Source organism: Gordonia aurantiaca (genome assembly GCF_039939235.1).
Lineage (GTDB): Bacteria > Actinomycetota > Actinomycetes > Mycobacteriales > Mycobacteriaceae > Gordonia.
Map to the genome: position 1 here is coordinate 245,759 of NZ_JBDUUF010000003.1, position 20,762 is coordinate 266,520.

Here is a 20,762-nt window from a genome sequence, read left to right on the forward strand (position 1 = left end):
CATGAGCGTAACGTCTCCGGCCGCCGGCAGCCCAGTCGCCGAGGTCCCCGAGCCGAAGTCCCCCATCCTGACCGCTCCCCTGATCAACTCGTTCGACTACACGCGGTCGTTGGGTCCGGTCCTCAGTCAGTTCGCGCTCGCACTGCGCGACGGCAGGATCGTCGGCTCCAAGGGCAGCAACGGCAAGGTGTCCGTGCCGCCGGTCGAATTCGATCCCGTGACCGGAGCCCAGACCACCGAGATCGTCGACGTCTCCACCGTCGGCACGGTGACCACCTGGACGTGGCACGACGCCCCGTCCCCCGGCCAGCCCCTCGACAAGCCCTTCGCCTGGGCACTGATCCGCCTCGACGGTGCCGACACCGCTCTGCTGCATGCGGTTTCGGTCGACTCCCCGGCGGACATCTCGACCGGCCTGCGGGTCCACGCGGTGTTCCGCGCCGCACGCACCGGCCGCATCGACGACATCGCGTACTTCGCCCCCGGCGAGGCCGCGGAGACCGCCCCGGAGAACACCGGCGACGAGATCAAGGGCGCCGAGGACGGGCTCGTCGTCATCAAGACCCCGATCACCACCGAGATCACCCACTCCGCCACCGAGGAGGAGTCGGTCTACCTCGACGGCCTCAAGCGGGGCAAGCTCATCGGCACCCGGATCGGCTCGGGCGTCGACGCCGGCCGCGTGTACTTCCCGCCGCGTGGCGTGAGCCCGGCCGACGGCGCACCCGCGGTCGAGCACGTCGAGCTCCCCGACACCGGCATCGTCACGACCTTCTGCATCGTCAACGTCCCGTTCCAGGGGCAGAAGATCAAGCCGCCGTACGTGGCCGCCTACGTTCTGCTCGACGGTTCGGACATCCCGTTCCTGCACCTGATCCTCGACTGCGAGGCCTCCGAGGTCCGGATGGGCATGCGGGTCAGGGCCGTCTGGCTTCCCGAGGACCAGTGGGACCACTCGATCGGCAACATCAGCCACTTCGCGCCGACCGGGGAACCCGACGCCGACTACGAGACCTACAAGGACCACCTCTGATGACACTGCCACCGATCGCGATCATCGGGTTCGCCCACAGCCCCAACGTCGAGGGCACGCACGGCACCACCAACGGTGTCGAGATGCTGATCCCCTGCTTCGACAAGCTCTACGCCGAATTGGGCATCACCCGCACCGACATCGAGTTCTGGTGCAGCGGGTCGTCGGATTACCTTGCCGGACGTGCATTCTCGTTCATCTCGGCGATCGACTCGATCGGCGCGGTGCCGCCGATCAACGAGTCCCACGTCGAGATGGACGGCGCCTGGGCGCTGTACGAGGCGTGGGTCAAGATCGCCACCGGAGAGGTCGATCTCGCCCTCGCCTACGGTTTCGGCAAGCCCACCGCCGGCAACACCGACCAGACCCTCGCCCTCCAGACCGACCCGTACACGGTCGCCCCGCTGCATCCCGACGCCCGGTCACTGGCCGCCCTACAGGCCCGGGCCGGCATCGACTCCGGCGCCTGGACCGAGGAGGACATGGCCGCGGTCGCCGCCCGCACGTTCGGCGAGTCGGTCGACGGACTGCTCGCCACCGACTACGTCGCCGACCCGCTGCGCCGCCACGACATCGCGCCGTACACCGACGCCGCGGCCGCGGTCATCATCGCGAGTGAGCGCAAAGCCCGTGAGCTGGTGGCCAACCCGGCGTTCATCACCGGCTGGGATCACCGGATCGACAGCCCCAACTTCGGGGCCCGCGATCTCACCGCCTCGCCGTCGACCGCGCTCGCCGCCGACACCGCGTTCGGCGATGCGAGCCGCGCCGTGGACGTCGCCGAGATCCACGCGCCGTACACGCATCAGGAGATCATCGTGCGCAAGGCCCTGGGTCTCCCGGATTCGGTGCGCATCAACCCGTCCGGCGGTGCCCTGGCCGGGAACTCGCTGTTCTCCGCCGGCCTGCAGCGCATCGGTTACGCCGCACACGAGATCCTCAGCGGCAATGCCGAGACCGCCGTCGCACACGCCACGAGCGGTCCGCTGCTCCAACAGAACATGGTGGTCACCCTGAGTGGCCGCGATTCGGGAGGCCAGAACTGATGGGACACAACAATCGTGCCGCGGTGATCGGCACCGGCCAGACCCGCTACGTCGCCAAGCGCACCGACGTCACGATGGCCGGGATGGTCCGCGAGGCCATCGACGCCGCACTCGCCGACGCGCAGACCTCGCTCGACGACATCGACGCGATCGTCATCGGCAAGGCCCCCGACCTGTTCGAGGGTTCGATGATGCCCGAACTCGCGATGGCCGAGGCGATCGGAGCGGTCGGCAAACGCCTCATCCGCGTCCACACCGCCGGTTCGGTCGGCGGTTCGACCGCCAATGTCGCGGCGTCGCTTGTCTTCGCCGGTGTGCACAAGCGCGTACTGGCTGTCGCGTGGGAGAAGCAGTCGGAGTCGAACGCCATGTGGGCGTTGTCGATCCCGGTCCCGTTCACCAAGCCGGTCGGCGCCGGTGCGGGCGGCTACTTCGCCCCGCACATCCGGGCCTACATCCGACAGTCCGGCGCCCCCGAGCACATCGGCGCCATGGTCGCGGCGAAGGACCGTCGCAACGGCGCGCTGAATCCGCTGGCGCACCTGCATCAGCCGGATCAGAGCGTGGAGAAGGTGATGAGCTCCCAGATGCTCTGGGACCCCATCCGGTACGACGAGACCTGCCCGTCGTCGGACGGCGCGTGTGCGGTGGTCATCGGCGACGAGCAGGTCGCCGACGCGGCGGTGGCCGACGGCAATCCGGTGGCGTGGATCCACGCCACCGCGATGCGTACCGAACCGCTGTCGTACGCGCACCGTAACGTCGTCAATCCGCAGGCCGGGCGCGACGCGGCCGCCGCGCTGTGGAAGGCCGGCGGTATCAGCAGCCCGATCGACGAGATCGACGCCGCCGAGATCTACGTGCCGTTCTCGTGGTTCGAGCCGATGTGGCTGGAGAACCTCGGCTTCGCGCCCGAGGGTGAGGGCTGGAAGTTGACCGAGGCCGGCGAGACCGAGATCGGAGGGCGCATCCCCCTCAACGCATCCGGCGGTGTGCTGTCGTCGAACCCGATCGGCGCGTCGGGCATGATCCGCTTCGCAGAGGCCGCGATCCAGGTCATGGGCAAGGCCGGCGCCCACCAGGTCGAAGGCGCCCGAAAAGCCCTCGGCCACGCGTACGGCGGTGGCTCGCAGTACTTCTCGATGTGGCTCGTCGGGGCCGACAAGCCGCTGCACTGACCGGTCTCCCCGCCGGGCGCGGACACCGATTCGGCGTCGCCCGCGACATCGCCTCGGATCGGCGACTCCCGATGCGGTCGCCGATCCGGATTGCTGTCGCGGGCGACGCCGTTTCGTCTACCAGGCAGTACGTTCGGGCAGCGCGCACGCCGCGCCCTCGGACATCCCGGTGGGCCGCACACCCAGTGACTGGTTGAGACGGGCTCGCTGGTTCTCCCAGGCGACGACCGTCGCCAGCTCGACGATCTGCGTCTCGGTGAGGTGTTCGCCCAGTTGTCGACGCAGGTCCGCGAGGTCGTCGCCGAACGCAGGCGTCCGGGTCATGGACTCGGCGAACGCGATCACCAGTTTCTCCAGCTCGCTGAAGGCGTCCGATTGCCGATAGCACGGGAGGTCCCGCAACTGCCGTTCGGTGACGCCCGAATCGACCGCGAGTGCCGACCCTATGTCGAGACAGAACTCGCAGCTGATCATGCCGGCGGCCTTGAGTTCGGCCAGCTCCTTGAGTTTCGGGTCCATCCTGTTCGACAGCAGCAGTGCCGCCTCGACGCCGATCGTCGCGCCCGCGTACCAGGGGCGCCGGATCAGACGCCGGGCGAGATCGGTGCGGTGGCGCTTCGACCGTCGGTACGCGCGGAAAAATCCTCTGATCCGATGTAGTGCTCTCATACCCGTTCTTCCCGCCGGGGCCGCCTTCTGTAACGCCGGGCGAGCAGAAAACTCGCGAGCAATGCGATCGCGGCCAGACCGGCCGCTCCATGTGCGGCCGCACCCCACGCGAACACCCCGATCTCGTGGACGCCGCGTCCGCCCATGACAAGGCCGAGCGGCACCCCGACGATGACCGCCACAGGCAGCCATCGTCGGCGCAGCGATGCCACGGCGATGGCGGCACCGATCGCCAGGAAGGCGATGCCGCCGTCCACCATGGCGTGCTCGTTGAACGGTTCTCCCAGCGAGGTCGAGATCCACTCGCCCGCGACCATGTTGCCGACGCCATGGGCCACGAGGACCAGCCCCAGAACGGCCGCGGCGACCTGCGCGATCGACCAGCGCCACCGGGCCGGCCGACCTCTCGCCGCCGTCGCCGCGGCCATTTCGCGTTCCACGGCCGCATAGGCCGACGCCGAGGGGCCGCGACGGAGACCGTCGGCCAGCATCACCAGATCGGCATCGGCCGAGGCGGGCCGGACGGCGCCGTCGAGAACTGCGGTGATCTCGGCGTCGAGCCGTTCGGCGGCCGCGAGCTCGGCGGGATCGAACGGTGGGTCGAGCGGGTCGCGCTGCGTCATCGCGGCATCACCTCCCTGAGCTTGGTCACGCCGCGGTGGACGAGCATGCGGGCCGCGGTTGCCGAGATGCCCATCGCGACGCCGATCTCGCCGGAGCTCAGTTCGGTGGCGAAGCGCAACGTGACCGCCTCCCGCTCCCTCGGGGTGAGCACCCACAACCGTCCGCGGACGTCGTCGGCATCGGCGTTGCGCAGCATCGCGGCCTCCGGATCGTCGATGGCGGCCCGGTCGGCTTCGTCCGGCGCGGTTGCGGGCACGTCGGCCATCGGCACCTCGCGGGTGGTACGCGCCCACCAGTCCGCGACGACGTGCCGCGCGATCCCGATCAACCATGCAGCCACCGAACCCCGTTCCTCGGCGTATGCCTCCCGGGACCGGATCGCCTCGGCGAACACCTCGGCCGTCACGTCGTCGGCATCGGCGTCGCCGGGCACGCGGGTACGCACGTAGCGCCACACCCCCGCAACGTGTTCGCGGTACACCGCGTCGAACCGATCGATCGCGCCGGCCTCCGAGTCCCACACTTTCGTGTCGTCGATTTCCCTCACCCCATCTTCCGCCCGATTGCCGCCGCCGTAACGGCCGATTCGCGAGAAGTCCGGTTCATCCGAAAAGTGGGGATCGACAACGAAATTCCCGCGGCGACCTGGCTGCGGGCGCATTTCGGCGGGGCATATCGGCAGTCACGAACGTGCATCGAGTACAGAAACGCCGCGGGCGGGACTGGTGATCCCACCCGTCCCGCCCGCGGCGGCGTGGAACCGAAATACCCCTCAGGCCTTGCGCACCGAGTTGATCGTCTTCTCGACCTCCCAGTAGGCACGCAACGCCGACAGCTTGCCGTCGTCGTCGGCGCGGTAGGTGAAGACTCCCCGCGCCTCGGAGATGTGCCCGGCTATGTGAGTGACGATCTTCCCGATGTAGGCCACCTCGTTCCCGCAGATGATCTCCTCGTCGAAGAGGAACTCGATGCTCTCGGTGGTCGCGATCGATTTGTCCCAGAACTCCGAGATCCGTTCGTGTCCCCGAAACCCGATACCCTCCGGATCGAACATCGACGGGCCGACCGGGTCCTGGACGACGGCGTCGGCCGCGAAGTTGTCCAACCACGCCTGCTTGTCCCGGGTCGCCACGAACTCCCGCGAACGCCGGCCCGCAACGACCGCGGGATGGTTCTCGCGGTCGATGCCGAGGTAGGCGGGCGTCGAATCGGTGGCGGTCACTTCGTGCCGTAGTCGACGCGCAGTTCCTTGACGCCGTTGATCCACCCGTGGCGGAGGCGACGCGGCGCGGCGACCTTGGTGATGTCGGGGACGATGTCGGCGAGCGCGTTGAACATCAGGTTGATCTCCATGCGCGCGAGGTTGGCGCCGACGCAGAAGTGGGCGCCGTTGCCGCCGAAGCCGACGTGCGGATTGGGGTCGCGGAGGATGTTGAACGTGAACGGATCCTCGAAGACCTCTTCGTCGTAGTTCGCCGAGCCGTAGAACAGACCGACGCGCTGGCCCTTCTTGATGTCGACGCCGCCGACCTGGGTGTCACGCTTCGCGGTGCGCTGGAAGCAGTTGACCGGGGTGGCCCAGCGGACGATCTCGTCGACCGCGGTCGCCGGACGCTCGCGCTTGAACAGCTCCCACTGATCGGGGTGATCGAGGAAGGCGTTCATGCCATGGCTGATCGCGTTGCGAGTGGTCTCGTTGCCCGCGACGGTCAACAGGATGAAGAAGAACCCGAACTCGGTCTCGTCGAGCGACTGACCGTCGATGTCGGCGTTGACCAGGGTGGTGACGATGTCGTCACCCGGGTTGCGCCGCTTCTCCTCCGCCATCTGGTAGCCGTAGCCGAGGATCTCGGCGTTGGCCTGCTGCGGATCCGTGTCGTAGTCCGGATCGTCGGCGTTCATCATCGAGTTCGACCAGTTGAACAGCTTCTCGCGGTCCTCCTGGGGAACACCGAGGAGGTCGGCGATGGCCAGCAGCGGCAGGTCGACGGCGACGTCCTTGACGAAGTCACCGCTGCCCTTCTCGGCCGCACGCGTCACGATCTCGCGGGCGGCCGCGTCGAGCTTCTCCTCCAGCGAGTGCACGGCACGCGGCGTGAACAGCTTGGAGACGAGCTTGCGCAGGCGGGTGTGCTCCGGCGGATCGTGGTTGATCAGGAGCGCCTTCGTGAGCTCGATCTGCTCGGCGGTCATGTCGTCCTCGAAACGCATGATCACGCCGTTGGCGTTGGTCTCCCAGTCGTCGTTGTTCTTGGAGATCTCGCGGATGTGCGCATGCTTGGAGATCACCCAGTAACCACCGTCGTGGAAACCGCCGCCCTTCCCGGGCAACTGCGCGTTCCACCAGACCGGTGCGGTCTTGCGCAACTGCGCGAACTCCTTCACGGGGATGCCCTGCTCGAGCAGGTCAGGGTTGGTGAAGTCCCATCCCTCCTGCTCCATGAACGAGAGCTTCTCGACGGAATCGTCGGAAGGACTCGTGTGCGCAGAATCCGCCGTGGTCGGCTCACTGCCGATCGGGGCGCTCTGGGCCTGGGTCACGTCACACCACCTCGCTGGAGATTTAGAACCTGTTTCAATCTCATTAGACCACATTGTGACACACGCGACAGCACCCGATGAGAACTCGTTCTAGTAATGGCCACCCAAACCGGTCATCACCTGCGCTGTTTCGCGTCGAACGTGTCACAATCAGTGGGCCATGACAGGGCCGACCGGCCGGACGCGACCCCTCCGCGACGAGGGAGTCCGACCACCGAAAAGGTCCGCCATGGACGCAAACATAGAACATGTTCTAGTTTGGGTGAACGGCCTCGGCACCCGAGTCGACGCGCCGTGCCCTACAGGATGGCGGACGAGGTCCGCCGGCTGACGAAGGAGTGGGAATGGGCGTTCCGGTCATCGTGGAAGCTGTGCGTACGCCGATCGGCAAGCGTGCCGGTTGGTTGTCGGGCCTTCATGCCGAGGAGTTGCTCGGCCTCACGCAGCGCGGACTCATCGAGAAGGCGGGCATCGACCCGGCGCTCGTCGAGCAGGCCATCGGCGGCTGTGTGACACAGGCCGGTTCGCAGGCCGGCAACGTCACCCGCAAGGCATGGCTGTCGGCGGGGCTGCCCGAGGCCACCGGCGCGACGACCATCGACGCCCAGTGCGGCTCGGCCCAGCAGGCCAATCACCTCATCGCCGGGTTGATCGCCACCGACGCCATCGAGATCGGCATCGCCTGCGGTGTCGAGACGATGACGACCGTGCCGCTCGGTGCCAACGTCGGCACGAATGCCGGCCCGTATCACGCGGATTCGTGGAACGTCGACCTGCCCAACCAGTTCGAGGCGGCCGAGCGCATCGCCAAGCGCCGCGGCATCACCCGAGCCGATGTCGACGCGCTCGGCGAACGCAGCCAGCGACTCGCCAGGCAGGCGTGGGACGAGGGTCGTTTCGACCGCGAGGTGCTCGCCGTGAAGGCGCCCGAACGCACCAAGGAGGGCGAGTTCACCGGCAAGATCCTCGACGTCACTCGCGATCAGGGCCTGCGCGAGACCACCCTCGAGTCCCTCGCCGCGCTCAAGCCGGTCATCGAGGGCGGCATCCACACCGCCGGCACGTCGTCGCAGATCTCCGACGGCGCGGCCGCGGTCCTGATCATGGACGAGACCAGGGCGCATGAGCTCGGCCTGACCCCACGCGCCCGCATCAAGGCGCAGGCGCTCGTCGGCTCCGAGCCGCACTTCCATCTCGACGGCCCGATCCAGGCGACCGAGCGGGTGCTGAAGAAGTCGGGGATGTCGCTGTCCGACATCGACATCGTCGAGATCAACGAGGCCTTCGCCTCGGTCGTGCTGAGCTGGGCCCAGGTCCACGACGCGGACATGGATCGCGTGAACGTCAACGGCGGCGCCATCGCACTCGGCCACCCGGTCGGCAGCACCGGTTCGCGACTCATCACCACCGCCCTGCACGAACTCGAACGCCGTGACGGACAGACCGCCCTCATCACGATGTGCGCGGGCGGTGCCATGGCCACCGGAACCATCCTCGAACGGATCTGAGTCAACATGCCCCTCATCGACCCGAACAAGAAGCCGAAGCAACTCGACTCCCCGATCGTCAGCGCGATCGTCAAGTTGGGTTCTCGGGCACACACCGCGGTCTACAAGGCGACCGGCGGTCGGTTCGGTGAGACCTGGCGCATCGGTGCGGGCCTGCGCAAGCCCGCACCGGTGTGCCTGCTGACCACGATCGGCCGAAAGTCCGGCCAGCCCCGTTCGGTGCCGCTGATCTACCTGCGCAAGGGCGACTCGTTCGTGGTCGTCGCCTCGCAGGGCGGATCGGCCAAGCACCCGGCGTGGTACCTGAACCTGCGGGAGAACCCGGACGTCACGATCCAATTGGGCAAGGACACCCACGAGCTCGTCGCCCGCACCGCGTCGGACGCCGAGCGTGAGGAACTGTGGCCGGAGCTGGTGAAGGTCTACGCGGACTACGACACCTATGCCGCCTGGACCGACCGGAAGATCCCGGTGGTCATCTGCGAGCCGCGCGCGGCCGACTGAATCACTTTCCCGCACAACCACTCAACTCCCGCGACGCCCCTTGCCCTCGCCGATCCGTCGGCGGGCGAGCACGGGCACCGCGGGAGTCCGGGTCAATCCCCCTGCGCCAGTTCCCGGATCGCCGCTCCGGCCCATGCGTCGAGGAAGGACCGCAGCTCGCCCCCGCTGCGATGCGACATCACATCGAGCACCATCGACTGCAGCGTGCGCAGCACGATCTCGGCGACGAAGTCGAGCGCGTCGGCGTCATAACCGTGTGAGGTCCAGTCGACGTCGAGCCGTTCGACCATGGTCCGTGCGAAGCGCAGCGCGTCGTCGGAGGTGAATCCGCCCACGACCGGCACGCTGAGTTTGTCCGGGCGCAGCAGCAGGCCGACGTAGTCGTCCTCGGCGAGTTCCTCGAGCACGACGGCGACGCCCTCGACGATCGCGGCGTCGGGAGCGGTGATGCCGGCGAGCCGCGACAGCACTCGCGTCAGGAGCCCGTCGACGGCATCGAGAGCCGTCGCGGTCAACAGTTTCTCGGTGCTGGAGAAGTACCGGTACACGGTCTGTCGGGTGACGCCCAGCTCGCGGGCGACGTCGGCGATGCCGGTCGCCGGTCCGCGCCGGTCGATGGTCGCGCGCGTCGCGGCGAGGATGCGCGCCACCGCCTCGGCATCGTTGACTGGTACCCGACCACCCCAACCGTGAGTTCGCATGGTGCCGTGAGCCTACCCGCCGGGACGCGGGGCACCCACGACCCGGTGGCCGGCACCGACGGCGGTTCGACCATACGATCAAAATCCAGGTGTATGGTGTGGTGATGTAGCGCACACCTACGTGGGCCCGGGGGTCACGGATGACGACGACAGCGACGCAGGCCCTGCCGTTCGGCGAGGGCTTCGACTTCACCGACCCGGATGTGCTGGTCCGCGGCATGCCCCTCGAGGAGTTCGCCGCGCTCCGTCGCACTGCTCCGGTGTGGTGGAACGCCCAGCCGCCGGGGACGTCGGGCTTCACCGACGGCGGGTTCTGGGTGATCTCCAAACACGCGCACATCCGGGAGATCTCCAAGAACAGCGACCTGTGGTCCACCAACGCCAACGGCGCGATCCTGCGACTACCCGACTACGTGACGCCGGATCAGATCGAGCTCACCAAGGCGCTGCTCATCAACCACGACCCGCCCGAACACACGCGGCTGAGGAAGATCGTGTCGCGCATGTTCACCCCGCGGGCGGTGGCACAGCTGAGGGACGCACTGGAGGCGTCGGCCCGCGACATCGTCGAGACGGCCGCCGTGAAGGACAGCGGAAACTTCGTCGACGACGTCGCGGTTCATCTTCCGCTGCAGGCGATCCTGGATCTGATCGGCGTCCCGCAGTCGGACCGGGAGCGCATGCACACGTTGGTCGACGCGATGATCAACACCGACGACCCCGATCCCGAGCTCGACCCGACCACCGCGAACGCCGAGCTGCTCGGCTATGCGTACTCGCTCGCCGAGGAGCGTCGCAAGAACCCGACCGACGACATCCTCACCACCCTCGTGCAGGCCGAGGACGGCGAGGCGCTCACCGAGCTCGAGTTCGGGTTCTTCTTCATCCTGCTGCTGACCGCGGGCAACGAGACCACCCGCAACGCGACGTCGCACGGCATGGACGCCTTTCTCGACCACCCGGAATCGTGGGAGCTGTTCAAGCGCGAGCGCCCGGCAACGGCCGTCGAGGAGATCCTGCGGTGGTCGACGCCGGTCCACGGCTTCCAGCGCACCGCCCGCGCCGACACCCGCGTCGGCGACGTCGACATCGAGGCCGGCCGGCGCGTCGGGCTCTTCTACAGTTCCGCGAACTTCGACGAGGACGTCTTCGAGAACCCCTTCACCTTCGACATCCTGAGGGATCCCAACCCGCACTTGTCCTTCGGGGGCAACGGCGCCCACTTCTGCATCGGCGCGAACCTCGCCCGGCTCGAACTCGGCCTCATCTTCGACGCGATCGCCGACATCCTGCCCGACATCAGCCGAATCGGCGAGCTGCAACGGATTCGATCGGGGTGGTTGAACGGGGTGAAGACGCTCGACGTCGCATACCGGTGACGCCCGTCAGCCGATCCGCCGACTCCGACTCACGCTGATCTCTACTCACCTCCGCCCGCGGAGGGCAGGCCACCACCACCGGGCGGGGCACCCCGGGGCACCGCCTGGCTGGCCGAACGCCGGACCGAGAAGACCCCGGGCGCGTCCATCGACGCCGCCGATCGATTCGGATCGCGAACGCCTATTGGACCCCTGAGCTGCGGCGTTCATAGCGTGAGGTCGTGTCGATCCTGATCTCGGTGGGCAAACTCGCCACCACGCTGTCGTCGTCGGCTCCCGGCCCGCGTCCGGTCATCCTGGACGTGCGGTGGGAGCTCAACGGCCCTCCGGGCCACAAGGAGTACCTCGCCGGCCACATCCCCGGCGCCGTGTACGTCGACCTGGAGACGGAGCTGTCCGCGCACGGCCTCCCCACGGACGGGCGTCATCCGGTGCCGTCGCCGAGCGCACTGCAGGAAGCGGCCCGCCGCTGGGGCGTCGACCCCGACTCGCCGGTCGTCGTCTACGACGCAATCGGCAACCCACCGACGACGAGAACGCGGAAGCCCTCGTCGCGGCCCGACGCCTGGCCTTGCCGTCGATCGAGGAGTACGGGCGCGCACTGATCGAGGACATCTGCGTCCCGCGGTCGCGGCTTCCGGAGGCGTTCGACGCCATCTCCGAGATCGGACGACGGCACGGCGTGGACGTGTTCGGCTTCGCCCACGCCGGAGACGGCACCATTCATTCGATCCTGGCCTTCGACCGGGACGAGCCGCAGGTCTCGGCGGCGGCCGACGACATCTTCGGTCTGGCGATCGATCTCGGGGGCACCGTCTCCGGCGAGCACGGCATCGGCGTGCTGAAGCGGGATTCGCTCGCGCGGGAGATCGGTCCGGAGTCGCTGGCCGTGCAGCGCGCGATCAAGGATGCGTTGGACCAGCGGGGAATCCTGAACCCGGGCAAGGGGATCTGAGTGTCTCGGCCCTTCGGATGACATCGGCCGGCGGGCACCGGCGGTCCGTGATCTCGTCGTCGGATGCTCGGGGTTCCCACTGCTTGGCGTCACAAGGTCGACGCCCTGCTCCCGCCGGGGGCGTGCACACCCGTGCGGCGTCTGCTCGTCGTTGCGGGACGGTCGCGGTCAGCTGTCGATGCCCACGGCGAAGGGGGCGACCCCTCGGTACGCCCCTCGAACGCAGGGCCGGTCGTCGAGTGGCAGACGCGTCTACCCGACGCCGCGCTCGGAATCCGCCCAGTACTGCGCCCGCAGCGCCTTCTTGTCCGGCTTGCCCAGCGCCGTCAACGGCAACGACTCGGCGAAGATGACCCGCTTGGGCGACTGCACCGCGCCCTTGCGGTCCTTGACGGCCTGCTGTATCTCCACGGTGATCCGCTCCTTGGCCGCATCGTCGGCGTCGATGTCTGGACGCAGCACCACGACCGCGGTGACCGCCTCGCCCCACTTCTCGTCGGGCACACCGATGACACCGACCTGGCCGACGGCCGGATGCTCGGCGACGACGTCCTCGACCTCACGCGGGAAGACGTTGAATCCGCCGGTGACGATCATGTCCTTGGTGCGGTCGACGATGTACCAGAAACCGTCCTCGTCCTCGCGCGCCACATCGCCGGTGCGCAGCCAACCGTCGCGGAAGGTCTCGGCGGTCTGCTCGGGCAGCCCGAGGTAACCGCCGGCGAGAAGCGGTCCGGCGACGCAGATCTCGCCGGGTTCGCCCTGCGGGACCGGCTTGTCGTCGGGCCCGAGGAGCGCGGTGCGCAAGAACGCCGACGGCCTGCCGCAGCTGGAGAGCCGACGCTGGTCCTCGCCGGGGAGCGGATGGTCGCCCTTGGCGAGGTAGCTGATGACCATCGGCGCCTCGGACTGACCGTAGTACTGCGCGAAGATCGGACCGAACCGCTCGATGGCCTCGGCGAGACGCACCGGATTGATCGGGGACGCGCCGTAGTACACGGTCTCCAGCGACGAGAGGTCGCGCGTGCGCGAATCGGGGTGGTCCAGCAAGGCGTACAGCATCGACGGCACGAGCATCGTCGCGGTGATCTTCTGTTCCTCGATGACCCGCAGCACCTCGGCCGGATCGAACTTCGACAGCACCACCATCGACCCGCCCTTCATCAGGGTCGGGATGAAGAACGCCGCACCCGCATGCGACAGCGGGGTGCACAGCAGGAAGCGCGGATGCTCCGGCCACTCCCATTCGGCGAGTTGGATCTGGGTCATCGTCGCCATGGCCCGCGCGGTGCCGATGACCCCCTTCGGCTTTCCCGTGGTCCCGCCGGTGTAGGTGATCGACACGACGTGGTCGGGCGCAAGATGCGCCGACACAAGCGGTTTCGGCTCGAAGTTGCCGGCCTCGGCGATGATGTCGCGGCCGTGCGCGGCGAGCTGCTCGGGCACCGGACCGAGTGTCAGGATCTGCTTGAGACCCGGGACCCGGTCCAGCAGCGCCGCAGCCCGCTCGACGAACATCGGGACCGGGTCGATCACGAGCGTCGAGACCCCGGCGTCGTTCAAGACGTACGCGTGGTCGTCGAGCGACCCGAGCGGATGCAGCGCGGTGCGCCGCCAGCCCTGCGTCTGCCCGGCGCCGATGACGAACAGCACCTCCGGCCGGTTGAGCGACAGCAGGCCGACCGCGGTGCCGGTGCCGGCGCCGACGCTCTCGAAGGCCTGGATGTAGCGGCTGATCGCGTCGGCCATCTCGCCGCCGGTCATCTCGGTGTCACCGAGGGACAACACGGTGCGCTTGGCGTGGCGCTTGAGCGCGGCGACCATCAGGTCGCCCATGTGTGTTCCCCCGCGGAGGTGATCGAAGTCGGTGGGTGCGGTCGTCGTTCCCTCGGTCGTCATGCCCCAAGACTAGGACGTGTTACAGATTCAGGAAAGAACTCGCACCAAAATTACGGTTGCGATCGATAGAACCTGTTCTAGGTAAGGCCCACCGGCGCTGACGATGTCCCGCCCCGGCCACCCCGAGTGGCCTAGGATCGGAACATGACTGATCTCGATCTGGCCACCACTCGCCGCGACATCACCGACGCCCTGCTCACTGCGCTCGAACGGCGGCACGAGGTCCTCGACGCCATCGTCGAGGCGGAGAACCACGACGAGGCGGTCACCGCGATCGCCGAGCTACTCGGCAAGTCCCGATTGGGCGCCGAGGCCATCCTCGACATGAAGCTCGACCAGCTGACCAAGGACGAGCGTCGCAAGAACCAGGCCGAACTCGACGACCTCAACAAGGAGATCACGTTCACCCTGGCGGAGCGCCCCGCCAGCAGTGGCGACACCCTCGAACTGCGCGCGTTCGACCCGGAGTCCGACGCCGATCTGTTCGCGTTGCGCACCGAGGACGTCGGCACCGCCGGTGACGGTTCCGGCGCACCTGCCGGCGACGTCACCTCCGAGATCGAGGCCGCGACCGACCGCGTCGACGCCGAGGAGGCCGTGTGGCTGACCGCGGTCGACGGCGACACCAAGGTGGGCCTGGTGTTCGGCGAGCTGAAGGACGGCGAGGTCGACCTGCGTATCTGGATCCACCCGGAGCACCGCAAGCGCGGCTACGGCATTGCCGCACTGCGCAAGTCGCGGTCGGAGATGGCCGGCTACTTCCCCGGCGTGCACCTGGTGGTGCGGGCGCCGTCGGCGTAGCACCCCGACAGACGAGCACGTCCACCACCCCACGGGTGGTGGACGTGCTGCATTGGTCGCGCGAGCGCGGTCAGCCCTGCCGACGCGGGAAGCCGAACCGCGCGACGATGGCGCGGATCCGGTTCTCGTCGTCGACGACGAATGTCTCCGACACCGGCGCGCCGAGCCCCAGCAGTTTAGGGCGCACGTGCACGACGTAGCGCGTGGTGACGCTGTGTCCGTCGACGGTCGCGGTGAAGTCCGACACCCGGTGGATCACACGGAACTGCGGTCCGCGGGCCAGACTGCGCGCGATGTGCGGGCCGTTTCGGCCCGTTTTCAGACCGAACTCGACCCGCGTGCAGTCCGGGTGCAGCGGCACGCCGGACGGGTCGTGGCTGACCAGGGCGTCCACATATGCCCGGGCCGCCGCGACCCGCTGCTGTGCTCTGTCCCCGCCGCTCACCGCGCCCCGTAGACCGGCATGGGCACCGGCGCCTTGGCCACGATCTCCTCGACCACCGGGCCGAGCTCGGCCGGCTCCCAGCGGGCGCCCTTGTCGCGCTCCACACTCCGCTGCCAGCCGTCGGCGACCGAGATCTTGCCGCCCTCGATCTCGAAGACGCGGCCGGTGACCGACCCCGACTCGGGCGAACCGAGCCACACGACCAGCGGGGAGATGTTCGCCGGGTCCATCGCGTCGAACGAGCCGTCGGCGGGCGGCGCCATCTGCGCGGCCATCTCCTCACCCGCACCCAGCGTCATCTGCGTGCGCGCGGCGGGCGCGATCGCGTTGACCGTGACCCCATAGGAACCGAGTTCGGCGGCCGCCTGCACGGTGAGCGCGGCGATGCCGGCCTTCGCCGCGACGTAGTTGCCCTGACCGATCGAACCATAAAGTCCCGCTCCGGAACTCGTGTTGATGACGCGCGCGGCGGGCTTGCGTCCGGCCTTCGCCTCGGCACGCCAGTACGCCGCCGCGTGACGCAGTCCGACGAAGTGCCCTTTCAGGTGCACGCGGACGACCGCGTCCCACTCCTCCTCCGACAACGACACGAGCATGCGGTCGCGGACGAAACCGGCGTTGTTGACGAGGATGTCGAGGCGACCGAAGCGATCGAGCGCGGTCGCGACCATCGCCTCGCCGTTGGCCCAGTCGGCGACGTCGCCGACCTGCGCGACCGCTTCCCCGCCGGCCGCGGTGATCTCGTCGACGACCTGTTCGGCCAGGTCCTGTGCGTAGTCGTTGACCACGACCTTGGCGCCGTCGGCGGCGAAGGCCAGGGCGTGCGCACGGCCGATCCCCTGTCCGGCCCCGGTCACGATGACCACACGACCCTCATTCAACTTGCTGTTCAAGGCTTTTCCTTTCTGCACTGCGAAGAATCGGTGGTTGCCGCCACCGGCGACCCTCAGACGGAGTTGCCCGCGGTCGCGGCGTCGAGGAAGGCCGGCTTCTCGCCACCACCGTGGACGGTCAGCGTCGAGCCGCTGATGTAGCCGGCGAGCGGGGACAGCAGGAACGCGACCGCGTTGCCGACGTCGGCCGGGGTGGCGAGCCGCCCCATCGGGATCGTGGCGCCGACCGCGGCGACCCCCTCGTCGTCGCCGTAGTGGAGGTGCGACTGCTCGGTGAGAACCGGTCCGGCGACCACCGAGTTCACCCGGACCTTCGGGGCCCACTCGACGGCCAGCGAGGTCATCAGGTTGTCAAGACCCGCCTTCGCCGCGCCGTAGGCCGACGTCCCGGGCGACGGCCGGTGACCGCTGACACTGGAGACGTTGACGATCGAGCCCCCGTCGGCCTGTCCCTGCATGACCGCGTTGGCCGCCTTCGCCACCGCGAGCGGGGCGAGGAGGTTGAGGTCGACGATCTTGCTCGCGAACCGCACCGAGGCCTCGGCGGCCAGCGCGAACGGCGAACCGCCCGCGTTGTTGACCACCCCGTCGATCCGTCCGGTCCGGTCGACGATGTCGGCGACCATCGCCTCGACGGCGTCGGCGTCGCGGACGTCGCACGAGACGAAATCGATCTCGCGCAGGTCGTCGGCGAGGTTGTCGGGGTTGCGGCCGCAGATCACCGGCCTGGCCCCGAGTGACGCCAGGACCCGGGTGATACCCGCACCGACGCCTCGCGCACCCCCGGTGACCAGCACGACCTTTCCGGCCAGGCCCAACTCGACCTGTGACTGCGTCTGCATGAGTGCTACCCTACCAAACAACCAAGCACTTGCTTGGTCAGTGCTCGCGCAGCCACCGTGGTTGCCCGGAGCAGCGACGAGAGGAGCATGCGTGCCGATCACCACGACACGTACCGAAACCGGCATCGTGACCGTCACTGTCGACTACCCGCCGGTCAACGCCCTGCCGTCGGCCGCGTGGTTCGAACTCGCCGACGCCATCACCGACGTCGGCAACGACCCGTCGACCCATGTCGTCGTGTTGCGCGCGGAGGGGCGCGGCTTCAACGCCGGCGTCGACATCAAGGAGATGCAGGCCACCGAGGGCTACGACGCGCTGATCGGCGCCAACCGCGGATGTGCGGCCGCCTTCGCCGCCGTCTACGACTGCGCGGTCCCCGTGGTGGTCGCGGTCAACGGGTTCTGCGTCGGCGGCGGCATCGGCCTGGTCGGCAACGCCGATGTGATCGTCGCCTCCGACGACGCGGTGTTCGGCCTGCCCGAGGTGGACCGCGGAGCCCTCGGCGCCGCAACGCATCTCGCACGTCTGGTGCCGCAGCACCTGATGCGCACCCTGTACTTCACCGCCAAGAACGTGACCGCTCAGCAGCTCGAGCACTTCGGCTCGGTGTACCGCGTGGTGCCGCGCGAGCAGCTGCTCGACACCGCGCTGGAGGTCGCCGGGGAGATCGCCGCCAAGGACACCCGGGTCATCCGCGCGGCCAAGGAGGCCATCAACAACATCGACCCGGTCGACGTGAAGGCCAGCTACCGCCTCGAGCAGGGTTACACCTTCGAGCTGAACCTGGCCGGCGTCGCCGACGAGCACCGCGACGCCTTCGTCGCCACCGGAAAGCCGCTGGCGGAAGCCAAGTCCGGATCGAAAGCCTCGACCAACGGAGGACACGCCTGACATGCCGACCGACAAGACCAGCACCCTCGACGACGTCATCCGCGAGCTCCGCGACGGGATGACGATCGGCATCGGCGGGTGGGGTTCGCGCCGTAAGCCGATGGCGCTCGTGCGCGCTCTCGCCCGATCCGACGTCAAGGACCTGACCGTCGTGACCTACGGCGGACCCGACCTCGGATTGCTCTGCGCCGCAGGCAAGGTGCGCCGCGCCTATTACGGCTTCGTGTCCCTGGACTCGGCGCCGTTCTACGATCCGTGGTTCGCCAAGGCCCGCACCAACGGCGAGATCGAGGTGCGCGAGATGGACGAGGGCATGGTCAAGTGCGGCCTCGAGGCCGCCGCCGCCCGACTCCCCTTCCTGCCCATCCGCGCCGGACTCGGCTCCGACGTCGTGAAATTCTGGGAGGGCGAACTCAAGACGGTCGAGTCGCCCTACCCCGACCCGGACGGTCGGACCCAGACACTCATCGCCATGCCAGCCCTCGAGCTCGACGCCGCGTTCGTCCACCTGGATCTGGCCGACGCACTCGGCAACGCCGCCTACACCGGTGTCGATCCCTACTTCGACGACCTCTACTGCGCGGCCGCCGAACGCCGCTACCTGGAAACCGACCAACTCGTGTCGACGGAGGTCCTGGTGAAATCCGTGCCGCACCAGCGTCTCCTGTTGAACCGGATGAACGTCGACCGGGTGGTGCACACGCCGAACGGGGCGCATTTCACCTTTGCGGGTGACTACGGGCGGGACGAGAGATTCCAGCAGGTCTACGTGGCGTCGGCCAAGGACCCGGAGAGCTGGAAGGCGTTCTCCCGCCGGTTCCTCGAGGTCGACGAGCAGACCTACCAGCGCGAGGTCGCCAAATGGCAGGATGACCAGAAGGAGGACGGACAGTGAGCACCGCCGAGACCCGGGCGCCCGAGTCCACCGAGGTGACCCGCGCCGAGTACTGCGTGATCGCCTGCGCCGAGATCTTCCGCGGGGCCGGCGAGGTCATGGCGTCGCCGATGGCGCCGATCCCGCTGCTCGGTGCCCGGCTGGCACGGCTCACCTTCGAGCCGGACCTGCTGATCACCGATGGCGAGGCACTCATCCTGGCCGACACCCCGCCGATCGGGAAGACCGGCGACATCGAGGGCTGGATGCCGTTCCGCAAGGTGTTCGACGTCGTGGCGTCGGGCCGTCGGCATGTGGTCATGGGCGCCAACCAGATCGACCGGCACGGCAATCAGAACATCTCCGCGTTCGGGCCGCTGCAGCAGCCGACCCGGCAGATGTTCGGTGTCCGCGGGGCTCCCGGCAACACGATCAACCACCCGACGAGTTACTGGGTCGGGCGGCACTCGGCGCGCGTCTTCGGGGAGTCGGTCGACATCGTGTCCGGCGTCGGTTACGACAAGGTCGATCCGGAGAACCCCGCGTTCGACGACCTGCACATCCACCGGGTCGTCACCAACCTCGGCGTATTCGATTTCGGCGGCGAGAACCACGTGATGCGCGCACTGTCGCTGCATCCCGGGGTCACCGCCGACGAGGTCGCGGAGAACACCGGTTTCGAGATCGAGGGTCTCGCGGCGGCACCGGAGACCCGGCAGCCGACCGCCGAGGAGCTGTCGCTGATCCGGGATGTGCTCGATCCCAAGGGAATTCGCAACAGGGAAGTCAAATGAACGCACAACCCACCCCGGCTCGCGCGGCGTCGCTTCGGACGCCGTTCACCGAGCTCGTCGGCATCGAGTATCCGATCGTGCAGACCGGCATGGGCTGGGTGTCCGGGCCGTCGCTGACATCCGCGACGTCGAACGCCGGCGGGCTGGGCATCCTGGCCTCGGCGACGATGACCTACGAGGAACTCGAGGCGGCCATCGCCAAGACGAAGTCGTTGACCGACAAGCCCTTCGGCGTCAACATCCGCGCCGACGCCACCGACGCGCCGGAACGGATCGACCTGCTCATCCGCGAAGGCGTGAAGGTCGCGTCGTTCGCCCTGGCCCCGAAGCAGGAGCTGATCGCCGAACTCAAGGATCACGGCGTCGTCGTCATCCCGTCGATCGGCGCGGCCAAGCACGCGGTGAAGGTCGCGTCGTGGGGTGCGGACGCGGTCATCGTCCAGGGCGGCGAGGGCGGCGGCCACACCGGTCCGGTCGCCACCACCCTGCTGCTGCCGTCGGTGCTGGATGCGCTGGCGGAGAAGAACATCGACATGCCGGTGGTCGCGGCCGGCGGGTTCTTCGACGGCCGGGGTCTGGCCGCGGCGCTCGCCTACGGCGCACAGGGCGTCGCGATGGGCACCCGCTTCCTGTTGACCTCGGATTCCGCGGTCCCCGACTCGGTGAAGCAGGAGTACCTCAAGCGCGGCCTGAACGACACCGTCGTGTCGGTGAAGGTCGACGGCATGCCGCACCGCGTGTTGCGGACCCCGCTCGTCGAGGCATTGGAGAGCGGGAACTCGGTGAAGGCACTGTTCGCCGCGGCCCGCAACGCCAACGAGTTCAAGCAGATGACCGGCATGCGCTGGACCAGCATGCTCAAAGACGGTCTGGCGATGAAGAAGTCGGGCGAACGCAGCTGGCAACAGGTCATCATGGCCGGCAACACGCCGATGCTGCTGAAGGCCGGCCTCGTCGAGGGCGACACCCGCGCCGGTGTGCTCGCGTCGGGCCAGGTCGTCGGAATGATCGAGGACCTGCCGAGCTGCGACGAACTGATCCAGTCGATCATGCACCAGGCCCACGAGCGCCTCAAGGTCCTCGCCTCCCTCGTGTGACCCGGGTATCGGGGTGAGCCGGGCCCCAGCAAAATCGCACCTTCGCTCCAGAATCGCGAGTTCCAGCTCGCGATTCTGGGGCTGAAC

General features: G+C 68.3%; 23 protein-coding genes. 13 read left to right on the plus strand and 10 right to left on the minus strand.

The features are described from left to right. Position 1: 1 nt before the first annotated feature. From ABFT43_RS08500 to ABFT43_RS08510, 3 genes are read left to right on the plus strand one after another with little or no spacing between them, the layout of a single operon-like run. Positions 2-1,033, plus strand: coding sequence for a Zn-ribbon domain-containing OB-fold protein (locus tag ABFT43_RS08500; RefSeq protein ID WP_347959928.1), 1,032 nt, complete (start codon positions 2-4; stop codon positions 1,031-1,033). Beyond that, positions 1,033-2,079 carry a thiolase domain-containing protein gene (locus tag ABFT43_RS08505; RefSeq protein WP_347959929.1) on the plus strand — a complete coding sequence of 349 codons (1,047 nt, stop codon included), beginning with the start codon at positions 1,033-1,035 and terminating at the stop codon, positions 2,077-2,079. The genes ABFT43_RS08500 and ABFT43_RS08505 overlap by 1 nt, the downstream gene beginning before the upstream one ends. After that, positions 2,079-3,257 carry a thiolase domain-containing protein gene (locus ABFT43_RS08510; RefSeq protein WP_347959930.1) on the plus strand — a complete coding sequence of 393 codons (1,179 nt, stop codon included), beginning with the start codon at positions 2,079-2,081 and terminating at the stop codon, positions 3,255-3,257. The genes ABFT43_RS08505 and ABFT43_RS08510 overlap by 1 nt, the downstream gene beginning before the upstream one ends. A gap of 117 nt (positions 3,258-3,374) precedes the next feature. Here the strand turns inward: ABFT43_RS08510 and ABFT43_RS08515 are convergent, their stop codons facing one another. The 5 genes from ABFT43_RS08515 to ABFT43_RS08535 all read right to left on the minus strand — a co-directional run bounded on the left by ABFT43_RS08515 (position 3,375) and on the right by ABFT43_RS08535 (position 7,091). Then, positions 3,375-3,926 carry a carboxymuconolactone decarboxylase family protein gene (locus ABFT43_RS08515; protein ID WP_347959931.1) on the minus strand — a complete coding sequence of 184 codons (552 nt, stop codon included), beginning with the start codon at positions 3,924-3,926 and terminating at the stop codon, positions 3,375-3,377. Then, positions 3,923-4,549, minus strand: a complete 627-nt coding sequence (locus ABFT43_RS08520) for a hypothetical protein (RefSeq protein ID WP_347959932.1) — start codon at positions 4,547-4,549, stop codon at positions 3,923-3,925. The genes ABFT43_RS08515 and ABFT43_RS08520 overlap by 4 nt, the downstream gene beginning before the upstream one ends. Continuing rightward, a complete protein-coding gene (locus ABFT43_RS08525; RefSeq protein ID WP_347959933.1) occupies positions 4,546-5,097 on the minus strand; it encodes an RNA polymerase sigma factor in 552 nt (183 codons plus the stop codon). Before ABFT43_RS08525 ends, ABFT43_RS08520 begins: the two co-directional genes overlap by 4 nt. A gap of 225 nt (positions 5,098-5,322) precedes the next feature. Continuing rightward, the gene (locus tag ABFT43_RS08530) at positions 5,323-5,772 is read right to left on the minus strand and encodes a nuclear transport factor 2 family protein (protein ID WP_347959934.1); all 450 of its coding nucleotides are present in this window, start codon (positions 5,770-5,772) and stop codon (positions 5,323-5,325) included. Beyond that, a complete protein-coding gene (locus tag ABFT43_RS08535) occupies positions 5,769-7,091 on the minus strand; it encodes a cytochrome P450 (RefSeq protein ID WP_347959935.1) in 1,323 nt (440 codons plus the stop codon). The genes ABFT43_RS08530 and ABFT43_RS08535 overlap by 4 nt, the downstream gene beginning before the upstream one ends. 344 nt (positions 7,092-7,435) lie before the next feature. On the opposite strand from ABFT43_RS08535, the gene ABFT43_RS08540 reads away from it, so the two are divergent. Both ABFT43_RS08540 and ABFT43_RS08545 read left to right on the plus strand, forming a co-directional pair. After that, positions 7,436-8,599, plus strand: a complete 1,164-nt coding sequence (locus tag ABFT43_RS08540) for a steroid 3-ketoacyl-CoA thiolase (RefSeq protein ID WP_347959936.1) — start codon at positions 7,436-7,438, stop codon at positions 8,597-8,599. 6 nt (positions 8,600-8,605) lie between these two features. Beyond that, complete coding sequence (locus ABFT43_RS08545) at positions 8,606-9,103, plus strand: nitroreductase family deazaflavin-dependent oxidoreductase (RefSeq protein ID WP_347959937.1); 498 nt, start codon at positions 8,606-8,608, stop codon at positions 9,101-9,103. A gap of 92 nt (positions 9,104-9,195) precedes the next feature. On the opposite strand, the gene ABFT43_RS08550 is transcribed toward ABFT43_RS08545, so the two are convergent. Then, positions 9,196-9,804: a TetR/AcrR family transcriptional regulator gene (locus tag ABFT43_RS08550; RefSeq protein ID WP_347959938.1), complete on the minus strand. Its 609-nt coding sequence runs from the start codon at positions 9,802-9,804 to the stop codon at positions 9,196-9,198. A 140-nt stretch (positions 9,805-9,944) separates the two neighbouring features. On the opposite strand from ABFT43_RS08550, the gene ABFT43_RS08555 reads away from it, so the two are divergent. From ABFT43_RS08555 to ABFT43_RS08565, 3 genes are all read left to right on the plus strand, one after another. After that, positions 9,945-11,183 (plus strand): cytochrome P450, encoded by a 1,239-nt coding sequence (locus ABFT43_RS08555; RefSeq protein WP_347959939.1) that lies wholly within the window; start codon positions 9,945-9,947, stop codon positions 11,181-11,183. A gap of 221 nt (positions 11,184-11,404) precedes the next feature. Continuing rightward, the gene (locus tag ABFT43_RS08560) at positions 11,405-11,788 is read left to right on the plus strand and encodes a sulfurtransferase (RefSeq protein WP_347959940.1); all 384 of its coding nucleotides are present in this window, start codon (positions 11,405-11,407) and stop codon (positions 11,786-11,788) included. After that, positions 11,755-12,138: an FAD-linked oxidase C-terminal domain-containing protein gene (locus tag ABFT43_RS08565; RefSeq protein ID WP_347959941.1), complete on the plus strand. Its 384-nt coding sequence runs from the start codon at positions 11,755-11,757 to the stop codon at positions 12,136-12,138. Before ABFT43_RS08560 ends, ABFT43_RS08565 begins: the two co-directional genes overlap by 34 nt. A gap of 252 nt (positions 12,139-12,390) precedes the next feature. Here ABFT43_RS08565 and fadD8 read toward each other — a convergent pair whose 3' ends face one another. After that, complete coding sequence (gene fadD8, locus ABFT43_RS08570; protein ID WP_347959942.1) at positions 12,391-14,037, minus strand: fatty-acid--CoA ligase FadD8; 1,647 nt, start codon at positions 14,035-14,037, stop codon at positions 12,391-12,393. 144 nt (positions 14,038-14,181) lie between these two features. On the opposite strand from fadD8, the gene ABFT43_RS08575 reads away from it, so the two are divergent. Then, the gene (locus tag ABFT43_RS08575; RefSeq protein WP_347959943.1) at positions 14,182-14,838 is read left to right on the plus strand and encodes a GNAT family N-acetyltransferase; all 657 of its coding nucleotides are present in this window, start codon (positions 14,182-14,184) and stop codon (positions 14,836-14,838) included. 70 nt (positions 14,839-14,908) lie between these two features. Here ABFT43_RS08575 and ABFT43_RS08580 read toward each other — a convergent pair whose 3' ends face one another. From ABFT43_RS08580 to ABFT43_RS08590, 3 genes are read right to left on the minus strand one after another with little or no spacing between them, the layout of a single operon-like run. Then, positions 14,909-15,283 carry a hypothetical protein gene (locus ABFT43_RS08580; RefSeq protein WP_347959944.1) on the minus strand — a complete coding sequence of 125 codons (375 nt, stop codon included), beginning with the start codon at positions 15,281-15,283 and terminating at the stop codon, positions 14,909-14,911. Next, a complete protein-coding gene (locus ABFT43_RS08585) occupies positions 15,280-16,176 on the minus strand; it encodes an SDR family oxidoreductase (RefSeq protein ID WP_347959945.1) in 897 nt (298 codons plus the stop codon). The genes ABFT43_RS08580 and ABFT43_RS08585 overlap by 4 nt, the downstream gene beginning before the upstream one ends. 53 nt (positions 16,177-16,229) lie before the next feature. Then, positions 16,230-17,018 carry an SDR family oxidoreductase gene (locus ABFT43_RS08590; RefSeq protein ID WP_347959946.1) on the minus strand — a complete coding sequence of 263 codons (789 nt, stop codon included), beginning with the start codon at positions 17,016-17,018 and terminating at the stop codon, positions 16,230-16,232. Positions 17,019-17,109: 91 nt separating this feature from the next. On the opposite strand from ABFT43_RS08590, the gene echA20 reads away from it, so the two are divergent. From echA20 to ABFT43_RS08610, 4 genes are read left to right on the plus strand one after another with little or no spacing between them, the layout of a single operon-like run. Further along, the gene (gene echA20 / locus ABFT43_RS08595) at positions 17,110-17,910 is read left to right on the plus strand and encodes a (7aS)-7a-methyl-1,5-dioxo-2,3,5,6,7,7a-hexahydro-1H-indene-carboxyl-CoA hydrolase (protein WP_347959947.1); all 801 of its coding nucleotides are present in this window, start codon (positions 17,110-17,112) and stop codon (positions 17,908-17,910) included. A 1-nt stretch (position 17,911) separates the two neighbouring features. Next, positions 17,912-18,805 carry a CoA transferase subunit A gene (locus ABFT43_RS08600; protein ID WP_347959948.1) on the plus strand — a complete coding sequence of 298 codons (894 nt, stop codon included), beginning with the start codon at positions 17,912-17,914 and terminating at the stop codon, positions 18,803-18,805. After that, complete coding sequence (locus ABFT43_RS08605) at positions 18,802-19,578, plus strand: CoA-transferase subunit beta (RefSeq protein ID WP_347959949.1); 777 nt, start codon at positions 18,802-18,804, stop codon at positions 19,576-19,578. The genes ABFT43_RS08600 and ABFT43_RS08605 overlap by 4 nt, the downstream gene beginning before the upstream one ends. After that, on the plus strand, positions 19,575-20,675 hold the full coding sequence (locus tag ABFT43_RS08610; protein ID WP_347959950.1) for an NAD(P)H-dependent flavin oxidoreductase: 1,101 nt from the start codon (positions 19,575-19,577) through the stop codon (positions 20,673-20,675). Before ABFT43_RS08605 ends, ABFT43_RS08610 begins: the two co-directional genes overlap by 4 nt. Positions 20,676-20,762 lie beyond the last annotated feature (87 nt).